Below are 19158 nucleotides of genomic sequence, written 5' to 3' on the forward strand. Positions count from 1 at the left end.
TACCCATAATTATTGGATCAGTCAGGAGACCACATGTCGTCATCACGTCGAGAACTCGCCAACGCCATTCGCGCCCTTAGTATGGATGCCGTTCAACAAGCTAACTCCGGTCACCCAGGTGCACCCATGGGTATGGCTGACATCGCGCAAGTGTTGTGGGCAGATCATATGCAACATAATCCAAGCAACCCAGATTGGGCCAACAGAGATAGATTTGTATTATCTAATGGCCACGGTTCGATGTTGATTTATTCTCTTTTACATCTGACTGGTTATGCATTACCGATTGAAGAGTTAAGAAATTTCCGTCAATTGCATTCAAAAACGCCAGGTCACCCTGAATATGGTTACGCACCGGGTATTGAAACTACCACTGGACCTTTGGGACAAGGGTTAAGTAACGCAGTGGGCATGGCGATTGCTGAAAAAACCTTAGCCGCACAGTTTAATCAGCCAAATTTTGATGTAGTTGATCATTTCACCTACTGCTTCTTAGGTGATGGCTGTTTGATGGAAGGTATTTCTCACGAAGTATGTTCTTTAGCAGGTACATTAGGTTTAGGTAAGTTAGTCGCATTTTGGGATGACAACGGTATCTCAATTGATGGTCATGTTGAAGGTTGGTTTACTGATAACACTCCTGCTCGTTTTGAAGCCTATGGCTGGCATGTCATTGCCGACGTAGACGGACACGACTCTCAAGCTATTGCTGATGCGATTGCCGCTGCTAAAGCTGAAACGTCTAAGCCAACACTCATTTGCTGTAAAACTATTATAGGTTTTGGCTCACCGAATAAATCGGGCAGTCACGACTCTCACGGCGCACCTTTAGGTGTAGAAGAAATCAAAGCTGCGCGCGAATTCCTTAACTGGCCTTACGCCCCTTTCGAAATTCCTGAAGATATTTATGCCGGTTGGGATGCAAAAGCGTCGGGTGCTGCAAAAGAACAAGCTTGGAATGATAAATTTACTGGATACCAACAAGCACATCCAGCATTAGCTGCAGAGTTAACGCGACGTTTAGCCGGTGACCTACCCGCTGATTTTTCTGAAAAAGCGGATGCCTTCATTCAGCAATCACAAGACAAAGCTGAAAATGTAGCTAGCCGCAAGGCTTCACAAAATTCAATTGAGACCTTTGCTACATTGTTACCTGAAGTGTTAGGTGGTTCAGCTGATTTAGCTGGCTCAAACCTTACTATTTGGTCTGGCACCAAAGGCATTTCAGCCGATGATGCTAGCGGCAACTACATATATTATGGTGTGCGAGAGTTTGGTATGAGTGGCATCATGAATGGAATTGGGCTGCACGGTGGATTCCGTCCATTCGGCGCTACCTTCTTAATGTTTATGGAATATGCACGCAACGCAGTGCGTATGGCGTCATTGATGGGTATTCCAAATATCTTTGTGTATACCCATGATTCTATTGGTCAAGGTGAAGATGGACCTACTCATCAACCTATCGAGCAAATAGCTAACTTACGCCTTACTCCAAACTTAGCTACATGGCGTCCTTGTGATGGTGCAGAAACTGCGGTTGCATGGAAATCAGCGCTAGAACGTAAAGATGGCCCATCTGCATTAATCTTTAGTCGTCAAGGTTTGCCTGCGCAACCACGAAATGCTGAGCAACTTGCCAATGTTGCTAAAGGTGGTTATGTATTGAAAGAGTGTGCAGGTACCCCTGATGTTATCTTAATGGCTACTGGCTCTGAAGTAGGCATCACGGTTGAAGCCGGGGAGCAATTATCTGCTGCGGGTATGGCAGTGCGCGTTGTGTCTATGCCAAGTACCTCCGTTTTTGATAAACAAGACGCTGACTACCGCGAGTCGGTATTACCTAAAGTTGTGACTAAACGTGTTGCGGTCGAAGCGGCCCATGTCGATTTTTGGTATAAATATGTTGGATTGGGTGGCGCTGTTGTGGGCATGTCCACCTTCGGTGAATCTGCACCGGGTGCTGCATTGCTGAAGTACTTCGGTATCACCACAGAAGCAGTAGTGAAGGCCGCTAAAGGCTTAAACTAAAAACTTCTTTCATAACAAAGGCGCTTTTTAGCGCCTTTGTTATGAAGTATTGCTCATTAGAAAAAGTGTCAGATGGGATGGCTCATCTTGAATCAAATTAAAGAGTGTTATGTTACGAATTGCAATTAATGGTTTTGGTCGTATAGGCCGTAACGTTGTCAGAGCTTTATATGAAAGTGGCCGCAATAGTGACATTCAAATTGTGGCGATCAATGAGATAGCCGAGCCAAAAGGCATTGCACACTTGCTCAAGTACGACACGTCCCATGGGCGCTTTGGTTTTTCTGTCGATTTACAAGCAAAACGTTTGATTGTTGCAGGTGATGAAATTCTGCTGTTGCAGCATGAAAACATTGCTGATCTTCCTTGGGATCAGCTTGATATTGATTTGGTGCTCGAATGTTCTGGTGTACATAATGATAGAGCATCTGGCCAAGCGCATTTAGATCAAGGTGCTAAAAAGGTGTTGTTTTCGCAACCTTGCGGCTCAGATATGGATGCCACCGTCATTTATGGGATCAACGATCATCAATTAAAAGCTGACGACTTAATCGTATCCAGTGGCTCCTGCACTACCAATTGCATTGTGCCGGTGATCCAAGTGTTAGATAACGCTTTCAACGTGCTAAGCGGAACGATTACTACTATTCATTCCTCGATGCACGACCAACAAGTGATTGATGCATACCATACAGATTTGCGGCTTACTCGAGCAGCCAGTCAATCGATTATTCCTGTCGATACCAAGTTGGCGATAGGAATAGAGCGGATATTACCTAAATTTGCTGGTAAGTTTGAAGCTATAGCGGTGCGAGTACCCACTATCAATGTTACAGCTATGGATTTAAGTGTCACTTTAGAAAAACATGTGTGTATTGATGAAGTGAATCAAGCGTTAAAACAAGCCCGAGTAGGGCGCTTAGAGGGGATTTTAGACTACACTGAAGAACCTTTAGTGTCGGTTGATTTTAATCACGATCCTCATTCTTGTATAGTAGATGGTAGTCAAACACGTGTTAGTCACAAACAACTAGCTAAAACTTTAGTCTGGTGTGACAACGAATGGGGTTTTGCTAATAGAATGATTGATAATGCTATTGCCATGTTCAGCATCCAATAAAGCAAGTTAAGCAAAGTAACGAAGTATTATTTACAAGGTAAATTATGTCCATATTGAAGATGACCGAGCTTGATTTAGCCGGTAAAAGAGTATTAATTCGTCAAGATTTAAACGTGCCGGTAAAAGATGGCGTAGTGACCTCTGATGCGCGTATTCGAGCTTCACTACCGACTATCAAGGCTGCTTTAAAACAAGGTGCTAAAGTGATGATTATGTCGCATCTAGGTCGCCCTACAGAGGGTGAAACTGCAGCGGAACTTTCATTATTACCGGTAGTAAATTATCTAAAAGAAAAAACTGATCTGAACGTACGCCTATCGACAGACTATTTAGATGGTGTAGATGTTAAGGACGGTGAAGTAGTGGTCTTAGAAAACGTGCGATTTAATGTTGGCGAAAGTAAAGACGATGAAACCTTAGCTAAAAAATATGCGGCTTTGTGCGATATTTATGTAATGGATGCATTTGGCACTGCCCATCGAGCTCAGGCTTCTACTCACAGTGTTGGGGTATTTGCGCCAGTTGCATGTGGTGGCCCTTTACTTGTAGGTGAACTTGATGCTTTGGGTAAAGCACTACATAATCCAAAACGTCCATTGGTGGCAATAGTCGGCGGTTCAAAAGTATCAACAAAGTTAACGGTATTAGATGCCTTATCTAAAATTGCTGATCAGTTAATAGTCGGTGGTGGCATTTCAAATACCTTTATTGCTGCCCGAGGCTATAATGTAGGCCGCTCGTTACATGAGGCGAACTTAATCCCAGAAGCGAAGCGTTTAATGGACTCCTTAGATATCCCAGAAACGGTGGATGTGCGCGTCGGCAAACATTTTAATGAGTCAGAGCCTGCGGTGATAAAAGATGTCAGCGAAGTGCAAGATGACGAAGAAATCATGGACTATGGCCCACAAACAGCTGAAAACGTGGCTGCAATTTTAAAAGGTGCTAAAACTATTCTATGGAATGGTCCTTGTGGTGTTTTTGAATTTGATAATTTCGCTAAAGGTACTGAAGTGGTAGCGCGAGCTATTGCTGCTAGCGATGCGTTTTCAATAGCGGGTGGCGGTGATACGTTAGCGGCGATTGATAAATGGAATTTAAGTGACCAGATTTCATATATTTCTACTGGGGGTGGTGCTTTCCTTGAATTTGTTGAAGGTAAAGAGCTACCTGCTGTGGCAATGTTAGAAGCTAGAGCAGCTAAATAGCTAATCGGCACACGAGCTTTACATTATAATACCTTGAACTCTACGAGTCGTTAGACACATCGGCTTACAACACAATAAAAAAGGAGTGCTGCACATGGCAACACAAGCCCAACAAGATATGCTTGCAAAAATTAATAACCAAAATGGATTTATCGCTGCATTAGACCAAAGTGGCGGCAGTACACCTAAAGCTTTAGGTTTGTATGGTGTAGATGAGTCTGAGTATCAAGGTGATGCAGAAATGTTCGCTAAAGTTCATGAAATGCGCACTCGGATTATAACTTCAAGTGTGTTTAACGGCGAACGTGTATTAGGCGCAATTTTGTTTGAAGATACCTTAGATAGAGATATTTTAGGTCAAAGTACCTCTAGCTACTTATGGAACGTCAAACAAGTCGTACCTTTCTTGAAAGTAGACAAAGGCTTAGAAGCGGAAATTAATGGTACACAGTTGTTAAAAGCGATGCCTGACTTAGATAATTTATTAGCCAAGGCCAACGCACAAAATGTGTTTGGAACCAAAATGCGTTCTGTGGTTAAGCTGGCAAATTCACAAGGTGTTGAAGCGGTGATTGCACAGCAATTTGCAGTCGCTAAACAAATTTTAGCTGCTGGCCTTATGCCAATTATTGAGCCTGAAGTGGATATTCACAGCCCTGAAAAAGCGGCAGCTGAAGCCTTACTTAAAGCGTCAATCCTTAAACAGTTGGATGATTTAGCGGCCAATCAGCAAGTGATGTTAAAATTAACGTTGCCAGAGACTGCTAACCTCTACCAAGACTTAGTTAATCATCCTAAAGTGTTAAAGGTTGTAGCATTATCTGGCGGTTATTCAAGAGATGAAGCTAACAGCAGATTGACAGAAAATAATGGCATGATTGCTAGTTTCTCCCGTGCACTTTCCGAAGGTCTGAGTGCCAAACAAAGTGATGCTGAATTCGACGCAACGATGGATTCGTCTATCGAAAGTATTTATCAAGCTTCTAAAAGTTAGTTATATTTCATAATAAAAGCGGTCGGGTGTATGCCCGACTTTTTTTTGCTCGGAAGATTGAGTTGATTAGGCTATTATTTATTTTTTGACCTTCACTGGACGAGAACTGTTTAAGATGACCCACGATTTGCCACTACCTCTTTATAAAAAACTAACGGTGACATTTAGAGTTGAACCCGGATGTTTGGGCCCTGATGGTATTGAGCATATTGAAGGTTTTTGTAAGTTTGCCAAAAAAGAAGTGGCCAGACTAGACTCAGATTTTGTGCGCTGGGTCATCACTCCCCGTTATGATAAAACACTGCTCGAAACAGAATATAAAACTAACAATAAACGTCTCGATCATGACAAAGCTGAAAAATACCTAAGGGTATTTGGTAAAGAACTTGATGATTTTGAAGAACATTTGCAAGACAAATTATCGTTATTAATTGATCAATATCTTGGTCGTTAAGGACAAACTAATTTTAATCAATCACTACTCACAGGTACGGCAACCTTCACCTTTTTTAGTTAGTCACAAGGTTAGTTTTCACAAAATCACCACGAAAAGTAAGAAGATTGCTTCATTGCCGGTCTATGCAATTGAACTGATATTATAAGCAGTTTACATTGTTAGTATATTCTGTGTTTAAGACTGCTTAGTTTACCCGAGGAAATAATCACCCAATGCATGATGAAGTGAAAAACTATTATGGACGAGTGTTGCAAAAGTCTGCTGACCTGCAAACAGATGCCTGCTCGACTGAAGAGGTGATGCCCGAGTTTGTGAAGCGCGTACTGTCCAATATTCATGATGAAGTGTTGATCCGTTATTACGGCTGTGGGTTAGTGTTACCGCAAGAACTTACTGGAAAACGCATCCTCGATCTTGGCTGTGGTGCTGGTCGTGATTGTTATGCTTTGGCGCAATTGGTAGGTGAAGAAGGCGAAGTTGTGGGGGTTGATATGACCGATGAACAACTTGCGGTGGCTGAGCGCCATGTTGAGTATCACCGTGAAAAATTTGGTTATCAACGTGCCAATACTCAATTTAAAAAAGGTTATATTGAACGTTTAGATGAGTTGAATTTAGCCGATAACAGCTTCGATATTATTGTATCTAATTGCGTTATTAACTTATCACCAGATAAAGAAAATGTGTTAAAAGAAGCTTACCGAGTATTAAAGCCTGGCGGCGAAGTGTATTTTTCTGATGTTTATTCCAGCCGTCGTATTCCCAGCTATTTAGTCAATGATCCGGTACTGTACGGTGAATGTTTGACAGGTGCTTTGTATTGGAATGACTTTCATAACCTAGCTAAACAAGTCGGATTTTTAGATCCCCGACTTGTCAAAGATCGCCCTTTGGGGATTAATAATCCTGAGGTCTTAGCCCGTGTTAGCCATATTGATTTTTATTCTGCGACTTACCGACTGTTTAAAATTGATAGCTTAGAAAGTCACTGTGAAGACTATGGTCAGGCAGTGATATACAACGGAGGGATTGAACATCATCCAGAACGTTTTGTATTAGATAAACACCATCAGATTGATAAAAATAAAGTGTTTCCTGTGTGTGGTAATACCTGGCGTATTTTACAAGACTCGAGATTTAAGCCTTATTTTCAATTTATCGGAAACTTTGATCAACATTTTGGTATTTATGCTGGCTGTGGCACACCACTACCTTTTAATCTTGACAGCGAATCCAGTATTGCTGGGTGTTGCTAATGGACATTCATGCTTCCAAGTCTGTGTTGACTTCCCCGCAAAATGATACTTGGCTAGTCACACCCAATGGTAAACCTAGGGGCTATATTTATACTCATGCACTTAAAGAGCTTTGGTTTCATACAGGTACTCGTTGCAATTTAGCCTGCGATTTCTGTCTAGAAGGCTCGTCACCCAGTGATAAAAGGCTGCAATCCCCTAAACTCGAAGACATTACCCCCTATATTGATGAAGCATTAGCACTAGGTACTGAGCAGTTCTCTTTTACTGGCGGCGAACCTATGCTGATCAAAGATATGGTAGTAATATTAAAATATGCGTCTCGGTATAAACCTTGTATGGTGCTAACAAATGGCACGGCACCATTGCTCAAAAGGTTAGCGGCGTTAATTGCATTGGGTACCACCCAGCACCCTATTGCTTTTCGGATCAGTTTGGACTCACCTGATGCTAAGACTCACAACGCAGGAAGAGGTAAAGGACAATTTGAAGAGGCGCTGGTGGGAATGCGCAAATTGCATCAAGCAGGCTTCCCTGTTTCTGTCGCCAGACATATGAAAAAAGATGAAGAGCTTGAACAAGTTATTGGGCAATACCAAGCGGTGTTTAAGCTAAATGGTTTGCCTGAGGATATCAATATGGTGGCCTTTCCCGACTTTTTACCACCAGGATCATTACCTAATGTACCGCACATTACCGAACATTGTATGACCACTTATCAAACCGAAGAGCAACGGCAAGCTTTTATGTGCGCTAGCTCGCGGATGATTATCAAAAAAGACGGTAAAATGCAGGTATATGCCTGCACTTTGGTGGATGATGATCAAGACTATGACTTAGGTGCAAACCTGACCGCTAGTTTAGAGCGTAAAATCAGCATGAAGCACCACAGGTGCTACAGCTGTTTTGCCTTTGGCGCAAGCTGTAGTGAAATGTAAGTGAGGCCAAGAGCTTAACAGCACTTATTCATAGCTTAACTTAAGCCCTAATTCTTGAATATAAACACTCTCACGCTCTATATCCGCACTGAATACTGGCTTTTGCTCAAGCCATCCATTTGGGAATTGAATGGTTAATTTATCGCCTTCAGCTTTTAGCAATATTTCAGGTAAAATATCATCTTGACGTTTTATGTTAAGTAGCACTCCCAAGCGTAATAAGACTATAAGCTTATACACTTGCTCTTGAGCTAAAAGGGTGAATTCTGGAATTTCTGCCACTTTAATTTTTTTACGATAAAAGCGAGTTAAAGTAGCCAGTAAATTTTGTTGTTCCTGTCCAAATCCAGGTAATTCGATATTTTGCAATATATAACCTGAATGGCGCTGAATGCCACGGGTATTAATTTGTAAACCCACCTCATGTAATAAGGCAGACCAAGCCAGCATGTTTTTCAGCTCTTCATTGTCTATGTTCCATGCTTTTTTGCACTGCTGATGCAATTCCATGGTCGTAGCCAGCACACGTTTGGCTTGTTCCACGTCGACGTCATAACGGGTAGCTAAACTTTCAGCACTGCGCTGCCTGATGTCAGGATGGGTTAGATGCGCTCCCATTTCATATAAAACACCTTCACGCAGCGCATCTTGAGAATATTCCATTTCCTGAATATCCAAGTTTTTGAACGCGGCAATTAAAATTGCCAAACCAGCTGCAAATACTGGGCGGCGGTCATCTGTCAGACCTTGTATCTGTAAATCTTTGCTATTGCCAGCTACACAGCACAAGTCCATCAATGTGAGCAAATCAGTCAGGCACACATGGTTTTCTCTATTAGTACTATCGAGTTGAGCTGCGAGCTCGATAATAATTTTAATCGTGCCTGAAGTTCCAATACAAGTATTCCAGCCTATCTGTTTATATTTTTTATCAATCATCTCCAATTCTTGTTGAGCACAGGTAATGGCCCTATTAAACGCTTTATGTTTGAGTTCACCTTGTTTAAAAAAACGATTGGTATAACTCACACAGCCCATTTGTAGGCTGCGTAATACATTTGTATTAAATCCCTCTCCGATAATAAACTCAGTGGAGCCACCGCCAATATCGATTACAAGGCGTTGGCCTTCTTGATGATTGGTGTGGGCGACGCCCTGATAAATAAGCCGCGCTTCTTCTGCTCCTGATATGATCTCAATAGGAAAAGGAAATATCTTTTTAGCGGCTCTCAAAAACTCTTTTGCATTGCTGGCTTTTCTCAGCGCATGGGTGGCAACCACTCTTACGCAATGCGGCTCAAAACCTTGAAGGCTTTCCGCTATTACCTCTAAGGTATCTAAGCCACGCTGCATGGCTTCTTCAGATAAAACGCCGTTTGTACCTAAACCATCTCCAAGGCGCACTTTTTGTTTAACTCGGTGCAATATCTGTACTGAGCCTGCAACAATCCGTGCAACGACTAGGTGAAAACTATTCGACCCAATATCTAACGCGGCGACCTTGCTACTGTCTCTTATTTCTACGTTATCGAAGGTCGTATTAAGTACAGTCTTAGTGTTAGACATTTTTATCCTTTTCTACTGCTTTTAAATAACGATAAATTTCAGTTTGTGAGCGCAGGTTTTTACGATTTCCTCTGGTCACGTAATGATTGGTTTGTTGTTTGTCTATTACGCGGGCTTTAAGTGTGTCATTAAATTGGATGTGCAATATATCCATAATTCTGTGTTTAAGATCTTCGTCGTAGATAGGGCAGCCCACTTCAATACGAAAATCCATGTTACGAGTCATCCAGTCTGCAGAAGAAATAAACATTTTTGTGTCTCCCGCATTTTCAAATACCATCACCCTTGGATGTTCTAAAAATCGGTCAACAACACTGATCACACTAATATTCTCGCTTAAACCTTTGACCCCAGGTACTAAAGAACACATACCCCGGATAATCGCTTTTATTATGACGCCAGCCTGACTGGCTTTATATAAATCATCTATCAATAATTTGTCATCTAAATTGTTGATTTTTAATGTTATTTCAGCTTTCAGTCCTTCATTAGCATTTTGTATTTCTTGTCGTACCAAGGCTTGAATTTTGGTTCGAGCGTTGAGAGGTGACACTTGTAAATGCTGAAATTTTTGTCTTCTGTAGGGTTGTTGAATAAAGGTAAAAACCGCCTCAGCTTCATTAGCGAGTTCTTGGTTACGGGTAAATAGACTAAAGTCAGTATAAATCTTTGCAGTTTTTTCGTTGAAATTACCGGTACCAAAATGGGCATAGTTGATTAACTGCCCTTTTTCTTCGCGGGTGACGACACACAATTTACTGTGAATTTTTAACGCGTGCATACCAAAGACCACTTGCACACCGGCGTCGGTCATTTTTTTAGACCATTGGATATTTGCTTCTTCATCAAACCTTGCGCGTAGCTCAACTACCACCGTTACCTTTTTGCCATTATCTACCGCATCAATTAATGAGCTGATGACTCTGGATTGGCTTGCGACGCGATATATATTTAAGCGTATATGTTTCACACTGGGATCAAACGCCGCTTGGCGAATAAACTCAGTGACATGTAAAAAACGGTGATAAGGGTAATGCAGCAGGATATCTTTAGCGGTAATCGCATCAAATACGGTGTCGTAGTCAGAAAAATCTTTAGAGGTTAGCGCGGGTAGTTCTTGGTTTTCTAAATAAGTACGGCCCACATTTGGAAATCCAATAAAATCCTTAAAGTTACGATACGGACCACTAGAAATAAGACTGTCGAAGGAAGATATTTTTAAGCGTTTCTTTAAATCCTTAAGCATGTCGCTGGGCATTCTGCTGTCGTGCACTACACGCACAGGCTCTGCAATCAGCCTTTGTTTCATGCTTTCTGACATTTTATCGACATAACTTTCATCTATTTCATCATTAAGAGAATACTCTGAGTCTCGCGTCATTTTAAAAGAGAACGCCTCTAAGGTGTCAAACTCAATAAACCCCTTGAAAATACTCTCCAAGTTCAACCGAATAATGTCATCCAATAATATGATGTACTTCTTTTTACGGCTTTTTTCTGGCGGTATCACCACAAACCGTGACATGTTTTGGCTCGGCACTTCAATAGTTGCGTAAGCAATGGCTTTATCATCTTTGTGAATGCCTACATAAAGGTAGGTAGCAAAGTCATTTAATCTGGAGAGCAACTTCACTTTTTTGTTGAGTAATACCGGAGCGATGTGGCGTAAAATTTTATTCTTGAAATAATGACTTAACCACTGGGTGTGGTAGTCGTTGAGATCTTCTTCGCCAAGTAAAAATATATTATATCTGGCCAAACCTTTCACCACATTGGAATGAATCCGATCAAAATCTTTGGTCATACCCAAAACTTTTTTCTGGATCCTTTCCATCAACAATTTGGTTAATTCGGCTTCTTCCAGTTCGCCTTCATTCAAATGGATATATATTTTGCGTTTTACATCAGCGACTCGAACGCGATAAAACTCATCCATATTGTTTGAATAAATTCCCAAGAATCGAATACGTTCAATGATGGGATTATTGATATCGGCTGCTTCTTGTAACACCCGTTGATTAAAAGAAAGCCAACTGAGTTCTTTAGGGTAATAAATATTTGGGGTATTTGGCATACATCACTCATAAGATATTTAACGTTATCAATCGTCTATTGCTAATATGACAATTTGATGACAACAGCCGTTTAGTTTACTGGATTTCAACATCTACCATTAAATCGTTTGCTACGCCCTCTAGCCTTTCTCGTAACGTCTCGAAATCAAAATCAGCAGCAACAGTAATGGTGGCTTTAGCTTTAAATAATGTGCCCCCCCAATTAGGTGCAGTTTCGAGGAACGAATCAAATTTAACTATGTTCAGATTAAATTGACTTAATATCTGCGTTAACTCTTGCACAATCCCTGCTTTATCGTTGCCCATAATATCAATCTGTACGCTTTGTTGCTCTGCAGTGGGCTCAGTAATTCCAGGCAGTAGATGTATTTTTAGATCGGGATGTTCTGATAAAAGTGCGATAAGTGCTTGGTGATTTTCTAGGGGTAAATCTACTTGCACAAAACCTGCGAAATGCCCTGCCATATGTGAAAAGTTACTGCCTAACCAGTTGCCTCCCAGGTCATAAACCGTTTTGGCTAAATCACTTATTAATCCAGGTTTGTCCTTTCCAACTAAAGTAAATATCATGGGTTTCATAAAAGTGTCACATTTCTGTAATAGAGTTAGTTGTCAGAGCCGGATGCTCTACTAAATAGACTAATACATTCTTTATTGGATGTAAGGTCTTATTTAACAGAATTAAGTAACGAAATACCGAATATGTTGATTGCTTTAAAAATATAAAGTTTTCTATGTAATTATAATGCCACAATCAATTGTTACTATGAGTGTGACATTACAAGCGATGGTTAAATTTTGAGTGTTGAACTTAGAAATAGTCTATCGTAAACCATGATTTATATTGAAGAGAAATGTTATGCCAATAAATTCGTTCTTGGGGGTATTTGCAAAATCACCGCTTAAGCCCCTAGAAGATCACATCAATCTTGTACATAAATGCAGCCAAGGTTTATTGCCCTTTTTTAAAGCTGTGTATGCCCAAGATTGGAAAACTGCCCAAGAACATCAGAAAACCATTTCGATGTTAGAAAAAGAAGCAGATGAGATAAAACGTGAACTGCGAATTAATTTACCTATGGGTATTTTCATGCCAATTCAGCGTCAAGACGTATTGGATTTACTGACTCAGCAAGACAAAATAGCCAATAAGGCTAAAGATATATCAGGGCGTATATTAGGTCGTCAATTGGCGATCCCTGCAGAACTTCATGAGTCTTTTCTGGAGTATTTGAAGCGTTGCTTGGATGCGACAGACCAAGCTACAAAAGTGATTAACGAGCTTGATGACCTTTTAGAAACAGGTTTTAGAGGTCGCGAATTACGAGTCGTTGAAAATATGATCGAACGTTTGGATGAGATCGAAGACGATACTGATAGATTGCAAATTAGTCTGCGAAGAGGATTGTTGGCACTTGAAAAAGATCTATATCCAGTAGACGTTATGTTTTTATACAGCATTATCGATTGGGTCGGCGAGTTGGCCGATATTTCCGAACGAGTCGGTTCTCGACTCGAATTGATGTTAGCCAACTAAGAGATTTACAATGGATATAATTAACAATTACGGTTTTGTTTTAATCGTAGTCGCCGCTGCGGTTGGATTTTTAATGGCATGGGGCATCGGTGCCAATGATGTAGCCAATGCGATGGGTACATCGGTTGGTTCAAAAGCACTAACCATTAAACAAGCTATTTTTATTGCGATGATTTTTGAGTTTGCAGGGGCTTATTTGGCTGGTGGTGAAGTCACCTCAACAATCCGTAAAGGTATAATTGACTCGGCATTTTTCATCGATACGCCAGAATTATTAGTCTTTGGTATGATATCAGCGCTTTTTGCTGCGGGTATTTGGTTAGCGTTTGCTTCTTATCTTGGATGGCCAGTATCGACTACTCATTCAATTATTGGCGCGATAGTTGGCTTTGCCGCAGTCGGTGTCAGCTCAGATGCCGTAGAATGGGCTAAAGTAGGAGGTATTGTGGGTAGCTGGGTTATTACGCCGGCTATATCCGGTTTTATTGCCTTCCTCATATTTCAATCTGCACAAAAACTCATTTTTGATACAGATAACCCTTTTGAAAGTGCCAAACGTTATGTGCCTTTTTACATGGCTCTTGCTGGGTTTGTTATGGCATTAGTAACGATAAAAAAAGGCCTGAAACATGTTGGTTTACATATCCCTGCTGATCAAGGTTATTTTATTGCTATTGGTATAGCCGTGCTCGTTGGTATCGCAGGAAGGCTGTATATTCGACGTATAAAAATCGATCCAAAGACTGAAAGAGAAGCGCAATTTGCAAATGTTGAAAAAGTATTTGCGGTGCTGATGATAGTGACTGCGTGTTGTATGGCATTTGCTCATGGTTCAAATGATGTGGCCAACGCTATTGGTCCTTTGGCCGCAGTGGTTAGTATTGTCGAGAGCGGTGGCGAGATTGGCGCAAAATCCGCGTTAGCTTGGTGGATTTTACCTCTTTGGGGCATCGGTATCGTTGCCGGATTGGCATTGTTTGGCCACAGAGTGATTAAAACCATAGGCAATGGCATTACTCACCTTACACCTAGCCGCGGTTTTGCAGCTGAACTTGCAGCTGCAACTACAGTGGTTATAGCGTCTGGTTCAGGGTTACCTATTTCAACAACACAAACCTTAGTTGGCGCTGTTTTAGGTGTAGGTATGGCTAGAGGTATCGCTGCAATTAACTTAGGTGTCGTCAGAAATATCGTAGTTTCTTGGGTGATAACACTACCGGCAGGTGCGGGTTTATCGATAATTTTCTTCTTCATGATTAAAGGTATTTTTGCTCCATAGACGAACATTCTGTAGTTAACTGTACTGTTCTAAAGTAGATTAACAGTGTGTAAGCCAGCTCTAGTAGCTGGCTTTTTTATGTAAAACGTTTCATTCCAATACACCATCTTATTGCCACTTATTTGTGTCGATGGGCATTAAAAACCTCTTCTGGTTTACATACCGGTAATATCATCCTGGCTGGACCCTATTGAATAGCTTTATTTCACCTGGCCGCTGCTATTGTGCTGGCGTCTTGAGTGTTATTTAATTTAAATGGCAAAGAGTTTTTAAAAACCACTCAATAAAACTATATTAAAAACAGCTAAAAATGTAATAATCCCTGCTGTCACAAAAGTGCCACATAAATGCCACAAAAGTGTCACAAAACTGTCATCAGGAGCTCATCCGGGACATGGCAATCGACTACAACATTTAATATTGGAAAACTATGTTTATACGTAATTTGGTTACGCTGTGCGCACTTCTATTGCTACCTCATGTCTTGCTCGCCGGCGTTGTGACGACAGATGGAGATGATATCGTTGTCAATATTAAAGGACCCATCAAAATTACATCATCTGATGGTCATTATTCAGCCAAACTGGGTGGACGTCTTCAGTGGGATTACAATTATGCTGAGCTAAATGGTGTCGCTGATGAAGATGATTTTAGTATTCGTCGAGCGCGTTTGTACCTGTCTGGTAATGTCAATGACTGGTCTTACAAAATGCAATTCAATGTTGGTAACAATAATGGCGGAACACCTGAGGACTTGTATATAAGATACAATGGCTGGGGTAAACAGGCCGTTGTCACAGTTGGAAAGCAAAAAGAACCCTTCGGTTTGGAACAGTTAGAGTCATCAAAAGATATTAGCTACCTTGAACGCTCTGCCGTTACTGAAGCATATGCGCCCGGACGCCAAGAAGGCATACTCTTCAGTGGTCAGCGCGGTGGTATCACTTATGCCCTAGGCGTATTTGAAGACGACGGTGCAAACGATGGAACGGCTGTTACCGGCCGAGTGACTTATGCCCCGATCAAGTCTGCTGATCAGATTCTGCATTTTGGTGTGGCTCATAGTAACCGTGACGAAGATATCGATATCACTGGCTTAGAAGTTGCCTATGCTAGAGGACCTTACCATATTCAGTCTGAATTTATATCTTCTGAAGAAAATGACGCAAGTCGTGAAGGATTGTATGTACAGGCAGGTTGGATCATAACAGGTGAAACCAGACCCTATAAAAATGGCATTTTTAAGCGAGTTAAACCAGGTAATTCATCTGGGGCTTGGGAAGTGGTTGTTCGCTACGAAGATGGAGATGGCGCATATTCAGACGAGGAACTTGGTTCTACCGATGCGACCTCATATGGAATGGGTGTCAATTATTATTTAAATAGTTTTATACGCATTGGAGCGACTTATACTGACGCGAAAGATAATATTACTGATGATGGTGGCAGTGAATTTCGAGCTCGATTGCAAATAGCGCTTTAAACTGTCTGTAACGTTATTTAAAAATGCATGTCACGACTCCAGTGAATCTAGTTCCATTTACATTGAGTGGTAACATATCGACACAGTGAACTTAAGCTATTTAAGTTCATTTTAATCTGATACTTCAATAAGTATTTCAATCACCTTTCCGAATTTATCTAGTACTTACCTTGACTCATTATATTAAACTTTTGTGACAACTATCTAATGTAACAAAACTGTCATGCTCCTTGGTTATTCTTCTCGCGTTTTTTAATTCTTATAAAATTACTCGCATTTGGAGAGCACAATGGAACTTATGAATTTTTTCAAGGCTAGTGCAATTGCAGCAGCATTAGTTTTGGCCGGTTGTGGCGGAGATATCAATATCAGTGAAGGTGCTATTGATAACAGCGTCACAGATAACAGTGTGACCAACAGTTCTAGTGGCGATGGTGGCACCGATGAAACGCCCGTTGTAAACGATGACCGCCCAGGTGAAGCCAGTTCTTTTTTATCTTCTCAGGTTTCTACTGCTCTTGGCAAAACAGTCGACGTTCGCTCAATCTCAGGCAGGCTTGTTGCAGCTGATGCAGATGCGAGTGGCAATATCACATTGACGAACGATACAGTTTGGGCGCTTGAGGGGGCCGTATTTGTTGGTAATGATAATGCCGACTCAATTAATTTAGTGATTGAGCCAGGTACAATAGTCTTTGGCCGCAGTGGCAGTGATTATCTTGTTGTTAGCAGAGGTTCTGATATCGAAGCTATAGGTACCGCAGCCGAGCCAATCATCATGACATCTTACAACGATGTTTTAGGTGATGAAGTGCGAGCTGGTCAATGGGGGGGCGTGATTATCTTGGGTAATGCACCTTCTACCAAATGTCCACAAGATGGTACTGATTGTTCTTTGCAAGTTGAAGGTGTTGAGAGTGGTGCGGTGTTTGGTGGCAGTGACAGTACAGACGATTCAGGCACCCTTAATTATGTTGTTATTAAATATGCTGGATTTGAAATTGCACCAGATAATGAACTTAACGGCATTACATTTGGTGGTGTAGGTTCTGGCACAACGGTGGACTATGTTCAAGTTCACGCAAATGCCGATGACGGTGTGGAATTTTTTGGTGGCTCCGTCAATGCTAAACACTTAGTCCTTACCGCTATTCAAGATGATTCTGTAGACTGGGACAATGGATATAACGGCAAGTTACAGTATGTCTATATTGAACATGCTACAGATGGTTCTGATGCTAACCGTGGTATTGAAGGAGATGGTGATGGGGGGGATGGTTTAGACTTTTCGCTACCGAAGCTTGCTAACATTACTATTGTAGGAAACGATTTTAATACAGACGAATTGGATTCTGAAGGCGTGTTATTGCGCGACCAAACGGGTGCATATATTACGAATATGTTGATCACTGGTACTTCTGGTATGGGTGAGTGCTTAGAAATGGATACCGATGAGACTGTTCAAGGTAACCTTACCGATGCCGACATCACGATAACTAATTCTGTTATCGCCTGTGCTGAAGCTTTCAATTCGCCTGAAGGAGCGGTTGACCTTGAATCTTGGTTTACTACAAGCCAGTCAGGTAACCAGCTTGTAGCTTATGCGGACCGTGCAAATATAGGTTTAAATATAGATGGCACTTTAACATCTCAAAGCACACTTCTGAGTGCTGGCGGTGATCCTGCTGTTGTTGATGGTTTCTTTGATACCAATACATTTGTTGGGGCTGTTGGAACGTCTGCTAATGATTGGCGTCAAGGTTGGGCATTTGGCTTTGGTGGTGGTGAAGTGGGGGTTGTGACGTCTGTTTCTGGTTGCCCCGCAGGCACTACTACTATCGCTATGGTCGATGGCGTAACCAATACCTGCCAAGTTTCAGGTCGTATTACATCAGACCTTACTCTTACCCAAGGTAATCACTATGCGCTTTCTGGTGCGGTTTTTGTTGGTGACGATAAGTCTGACAGTGCTACATTGACGGTTGAGCCTGGTGTGGTTGTATACGGTAGTTCAGGTAATGATTATTTAGTTGTTAGCCGAAGTTCTAAAATAGAAGCCAATGGAACAGCAGCAGCACCTATTACATTCACGTCTAAGCAACATGTGTCCGGCGGTGTGATTGATGGACTGGTTAACGGTGAAGCGGGTCAATGGGGCGGCTTAGTTATATTAGGCAATGGTAACTCCACTAAATGCCCTCAAGATGGTTCAGAGTGCTCTTTACAAGTTGAAGGTGTTCAAGAAGGTGCTGTTTTTGGTGGCACAGACGACACCGACAACTCTGGCACTTTGCGTTATGTTCGCGTCATGCACGGTGGATTTGAAATTGCACCTGATAACGAATTAAATGGTATTACATTTGGTGCTGTAGGCTCTGGTACAACAGTCGAATATTTACAAGTACATAAAAATGCTGATGACGGTGTGGAGTTCTTCGGTGGTGCTGTCAACGCTAAATACCTTGTGCTAACGGGTATTCAAGATGATTCTGTTGATTGGGATAACGGCTTTAAAGGTAACATGCAGTTTGTTTTGGTTAAACACGCCGATGATAATTCGGATGCCAACCGCGGTATTGAAGGGGATGGCGACGGCGGTGACGGTGAGGCTTTCTCAAACCCTACAGTGGCGAATATGACTATTATTGGTAATACCTTTGATACAGCAGAATCTGACTCTGAAGGTGTGCTATTAAGAGACCAGACTAATGCTCAACTTTATAACTTTGTCGTAACGGGACCTGCTGGAATGGGTGAGTGTTTTGAGGCTGATTTGTCAGATGGTGATACCACCCTTGAAGCAAATATGGATGGTACAAACGACCCTCAACTCGTATTTGCTAGCTCTGTATTGGCTTGTGGTGAAAACATTAAAAACTCAGGTGATTTTGACCAAGAAGCTTGGTTTACAACGCAATCTGGTACTTCTACTGCAGCTACTCAAAGTGCTGTACTCAACGGATTTTACACCATTGATACCACTGCGCCTACTGACGTAACAACCTTAGGTACGTTCTTCTCTAGTGTTGATTTTATTGGTGCCGTTAAAGATGCGGATAATGACTGGACTGCCAACTGGACGGTTGGCCTTTAATTAGAATTTAGAGTTAGAAAGATAAATCGCTAAGTTCAAAATAAGAATACAGGTGCGTTACTCAAAGTAGCGTACTTGTTTTTCAAATGTTTAGTTTTCAATGAATTAATATCAATGTTC

Annotated in this window: 14 protein-coding genes; 11 read left to right on the forward strand and 3 right to left on the reverse strand. The window is 41.5% G+C overall.

The window, feature by feature from the left end; genetic code table 11:
• Window positions 1–33: 33 nt before the first annotated feature.
• From tkt to C427_RS06165, 7 genes are all read left to right on the forward strand, one after another.
• Complete coding sequence (tkt, locus tag C427_RS06135; RefSeq protein WP_007642113.1) at window positions 34–2031, forward strand: transketolase; 1998 nt, start codon at window positions 34–36, stop codon at window positions 2029–2031.
• 109 nt (window positions 2032–2140) lie between these two features.
• Entirely contained in the window at window positions 2141–3151 is a 1011-nt protein-coding gene (gene epd, locus C427_RS06140; RefSeq protein WP_007642114.1) for an erythrose-4-phosphate dehydrogenase, read from the forward strand.
• A gap of 44 nt (window positions 3152–3195) precedes the next feature.
• A complete protein-coding gene (locus C427_RS06145; RefSeq protein ID WP_007642115.1) occupies window positions 3196–4359 on the forward strand; it encodes a phosphoglycerate kinase in 1164 nt (387 codons plus the stop codon).
• A 94-nt stretch (window positions 4360–4453) separates the two neighbouring features.
• On the forward strand, window positions 4454–5353 hold the full coding sequence (locus C427_RS06150) for a fructose bisphosphate aldolase (protein WP_007642116.1): 900 nt from the start codon (window positions 4454–4456) through the stop codon (window positions 5351–5353).
• Window positions 5354–5468: 115 nt separating this feature from the next.
• Window positions 5469–5807 carry a hypothetical protein gene (locus C427_RS06155; RefSeq protein WP_007642117.1) on the forward strand — a complete coding sequence of 113 codons (339 nt, stop codon included), beginning with the start codon at window positions 5469–5471 and terminating at the stop codon, window positions 5805–5807.
• A 215-nt stretch (window positions 5808–6022) separates the two neighbouring features.
• Window positions 6023–7066: a methyltransferase domain-containing protein gene (locus C427_RS06160; RefSeq protein WP_007642119.1), complete on the forward strand. Its 1044-nt coding sequence runs from the start codon at window positions 6023–6025 to the stop codon at window positions 7064–7066.
• Complete coding sequence (locus C427_RS06165) at window positions 7066–8004, forward strand: radical SAM protein (RefSeq protein WP_007642121.1); 939 nt, start codon at window positions 7066–7068, stop codon at window positions 8002–8004. The genes C427_RS06160 and C427_RS06165 overlap by 1 nt, the downstream gene beginning before the upstream one ends.
• 24 nt (window positions 8005–8028) lie before the next feature.
• On the opposite strand, the gene ppx is transcribed toward C427_RS06165, so the two are convergent.
• The 3 genes from ppx to C427_RS06180 form a co-directional block, all read right to left on the reverse strand.
• Window positions 8029–9570 carry an exopolyphosphatase gene (gene ppx / locus C427_RS06170; protein ID WP_007642123.1) on the reverse strand — a complete coding sequence of 514 codons (1542 nt, stop codon included), beginning with the start codon at window positions 9568–9570 and terminating at the stop codon, window positions 8029–8031.
• Window positions 9563–11644 (reverse strand): polyphosphate kinase 1, encoded by a 2082-nt coding sequence (gene ppk1 / locus C427_RS06175; protein WP_007642125.1) that lies wholly within the window; start codon window positions 11642–11644, stop codon window positions 9563–9565. The genes ppx and ppk1 overlap by 8 nt, the downstream gene beginning before the upstream one ends.
• Before the next feature lie 76 nt (window positions 11645–11720).
• On the reverse strand, window positions 11721–12224 hold the full coding sequence (locus C427_RS06180; RefSeq protein ID WP_007642126.1) for a glycine cleavage system transcriptional repressor: 504 nt from the start codon (window positions 12222–12224) through the stop codon (window positions 11721–11723).
• Between the two features lie 280 nt (window positions 12225–12504).
• Between C427_RS06180 and C427_RS06185 the strand changes: the two genes are divergently transcribed.
• From C427_RS06185 to C427_RS06200, 4 genes are all read left to right on the forward strand, one after another.
• Window positions 12505–13182: a TIGR00153 family protein gene (locus tag C427_RS06185; RefSeq protein WP_007642128.1), complete on the forward strand. Its 678-nt coding sequence runs from the start codon at window positions 12505–12507 to the stop codon at window positions 13180–13182.
• A 10-nt stretch (window positions 13183–13192) separates the two neighbouring features.
• Window positions 13193–14461, forward strand: a complete 1269-nt coding sequence (locus C427_RS06190) for an inorganic phosphate transporter (RefSeq protein ID WP_007642130.1) — start codon at window positions 13193–13195, stop codon at window positions 14459–14461.
• A 430-nt stretch (window positions 14462–14891) separates the two neighbouring features.
• Complete coding sequence (locus C427_RS06195; protein WP_007642132.1) at window positions 14892–15944, forward strand: OprO/OprP family phosphate-selective porin; 1053 nt, start codon at window positions 14892–14894, stop codon at window positions 15942–15944.
• A gap of 289 nt (window positions 15945–16233) precedes the next feature.
• Window positions 16234–19038: a hypothetical protein gene (locus C427_RS06200; protein WP_007642133.1), complete on the forward strand. Its 2805-nt coding sequence runs from the start codon at window positions 16234–16236 to the stop codon at window positions 19036–19038.
• The last annotated feature ends 120 nt before the right edge of the window (window positions 19039–19158 follow it).

The sequence above is a fragment of the Paraglaciecola psychrophila 170 genome, from assembly GCF_000347635.1.
GTDB lineage: Bacteria > Pseudomonadota > Gammaproteobacteria > Enterobacterales > Alteromonadaceae > Paraglaciecola > Paraglaciecola psychrophila.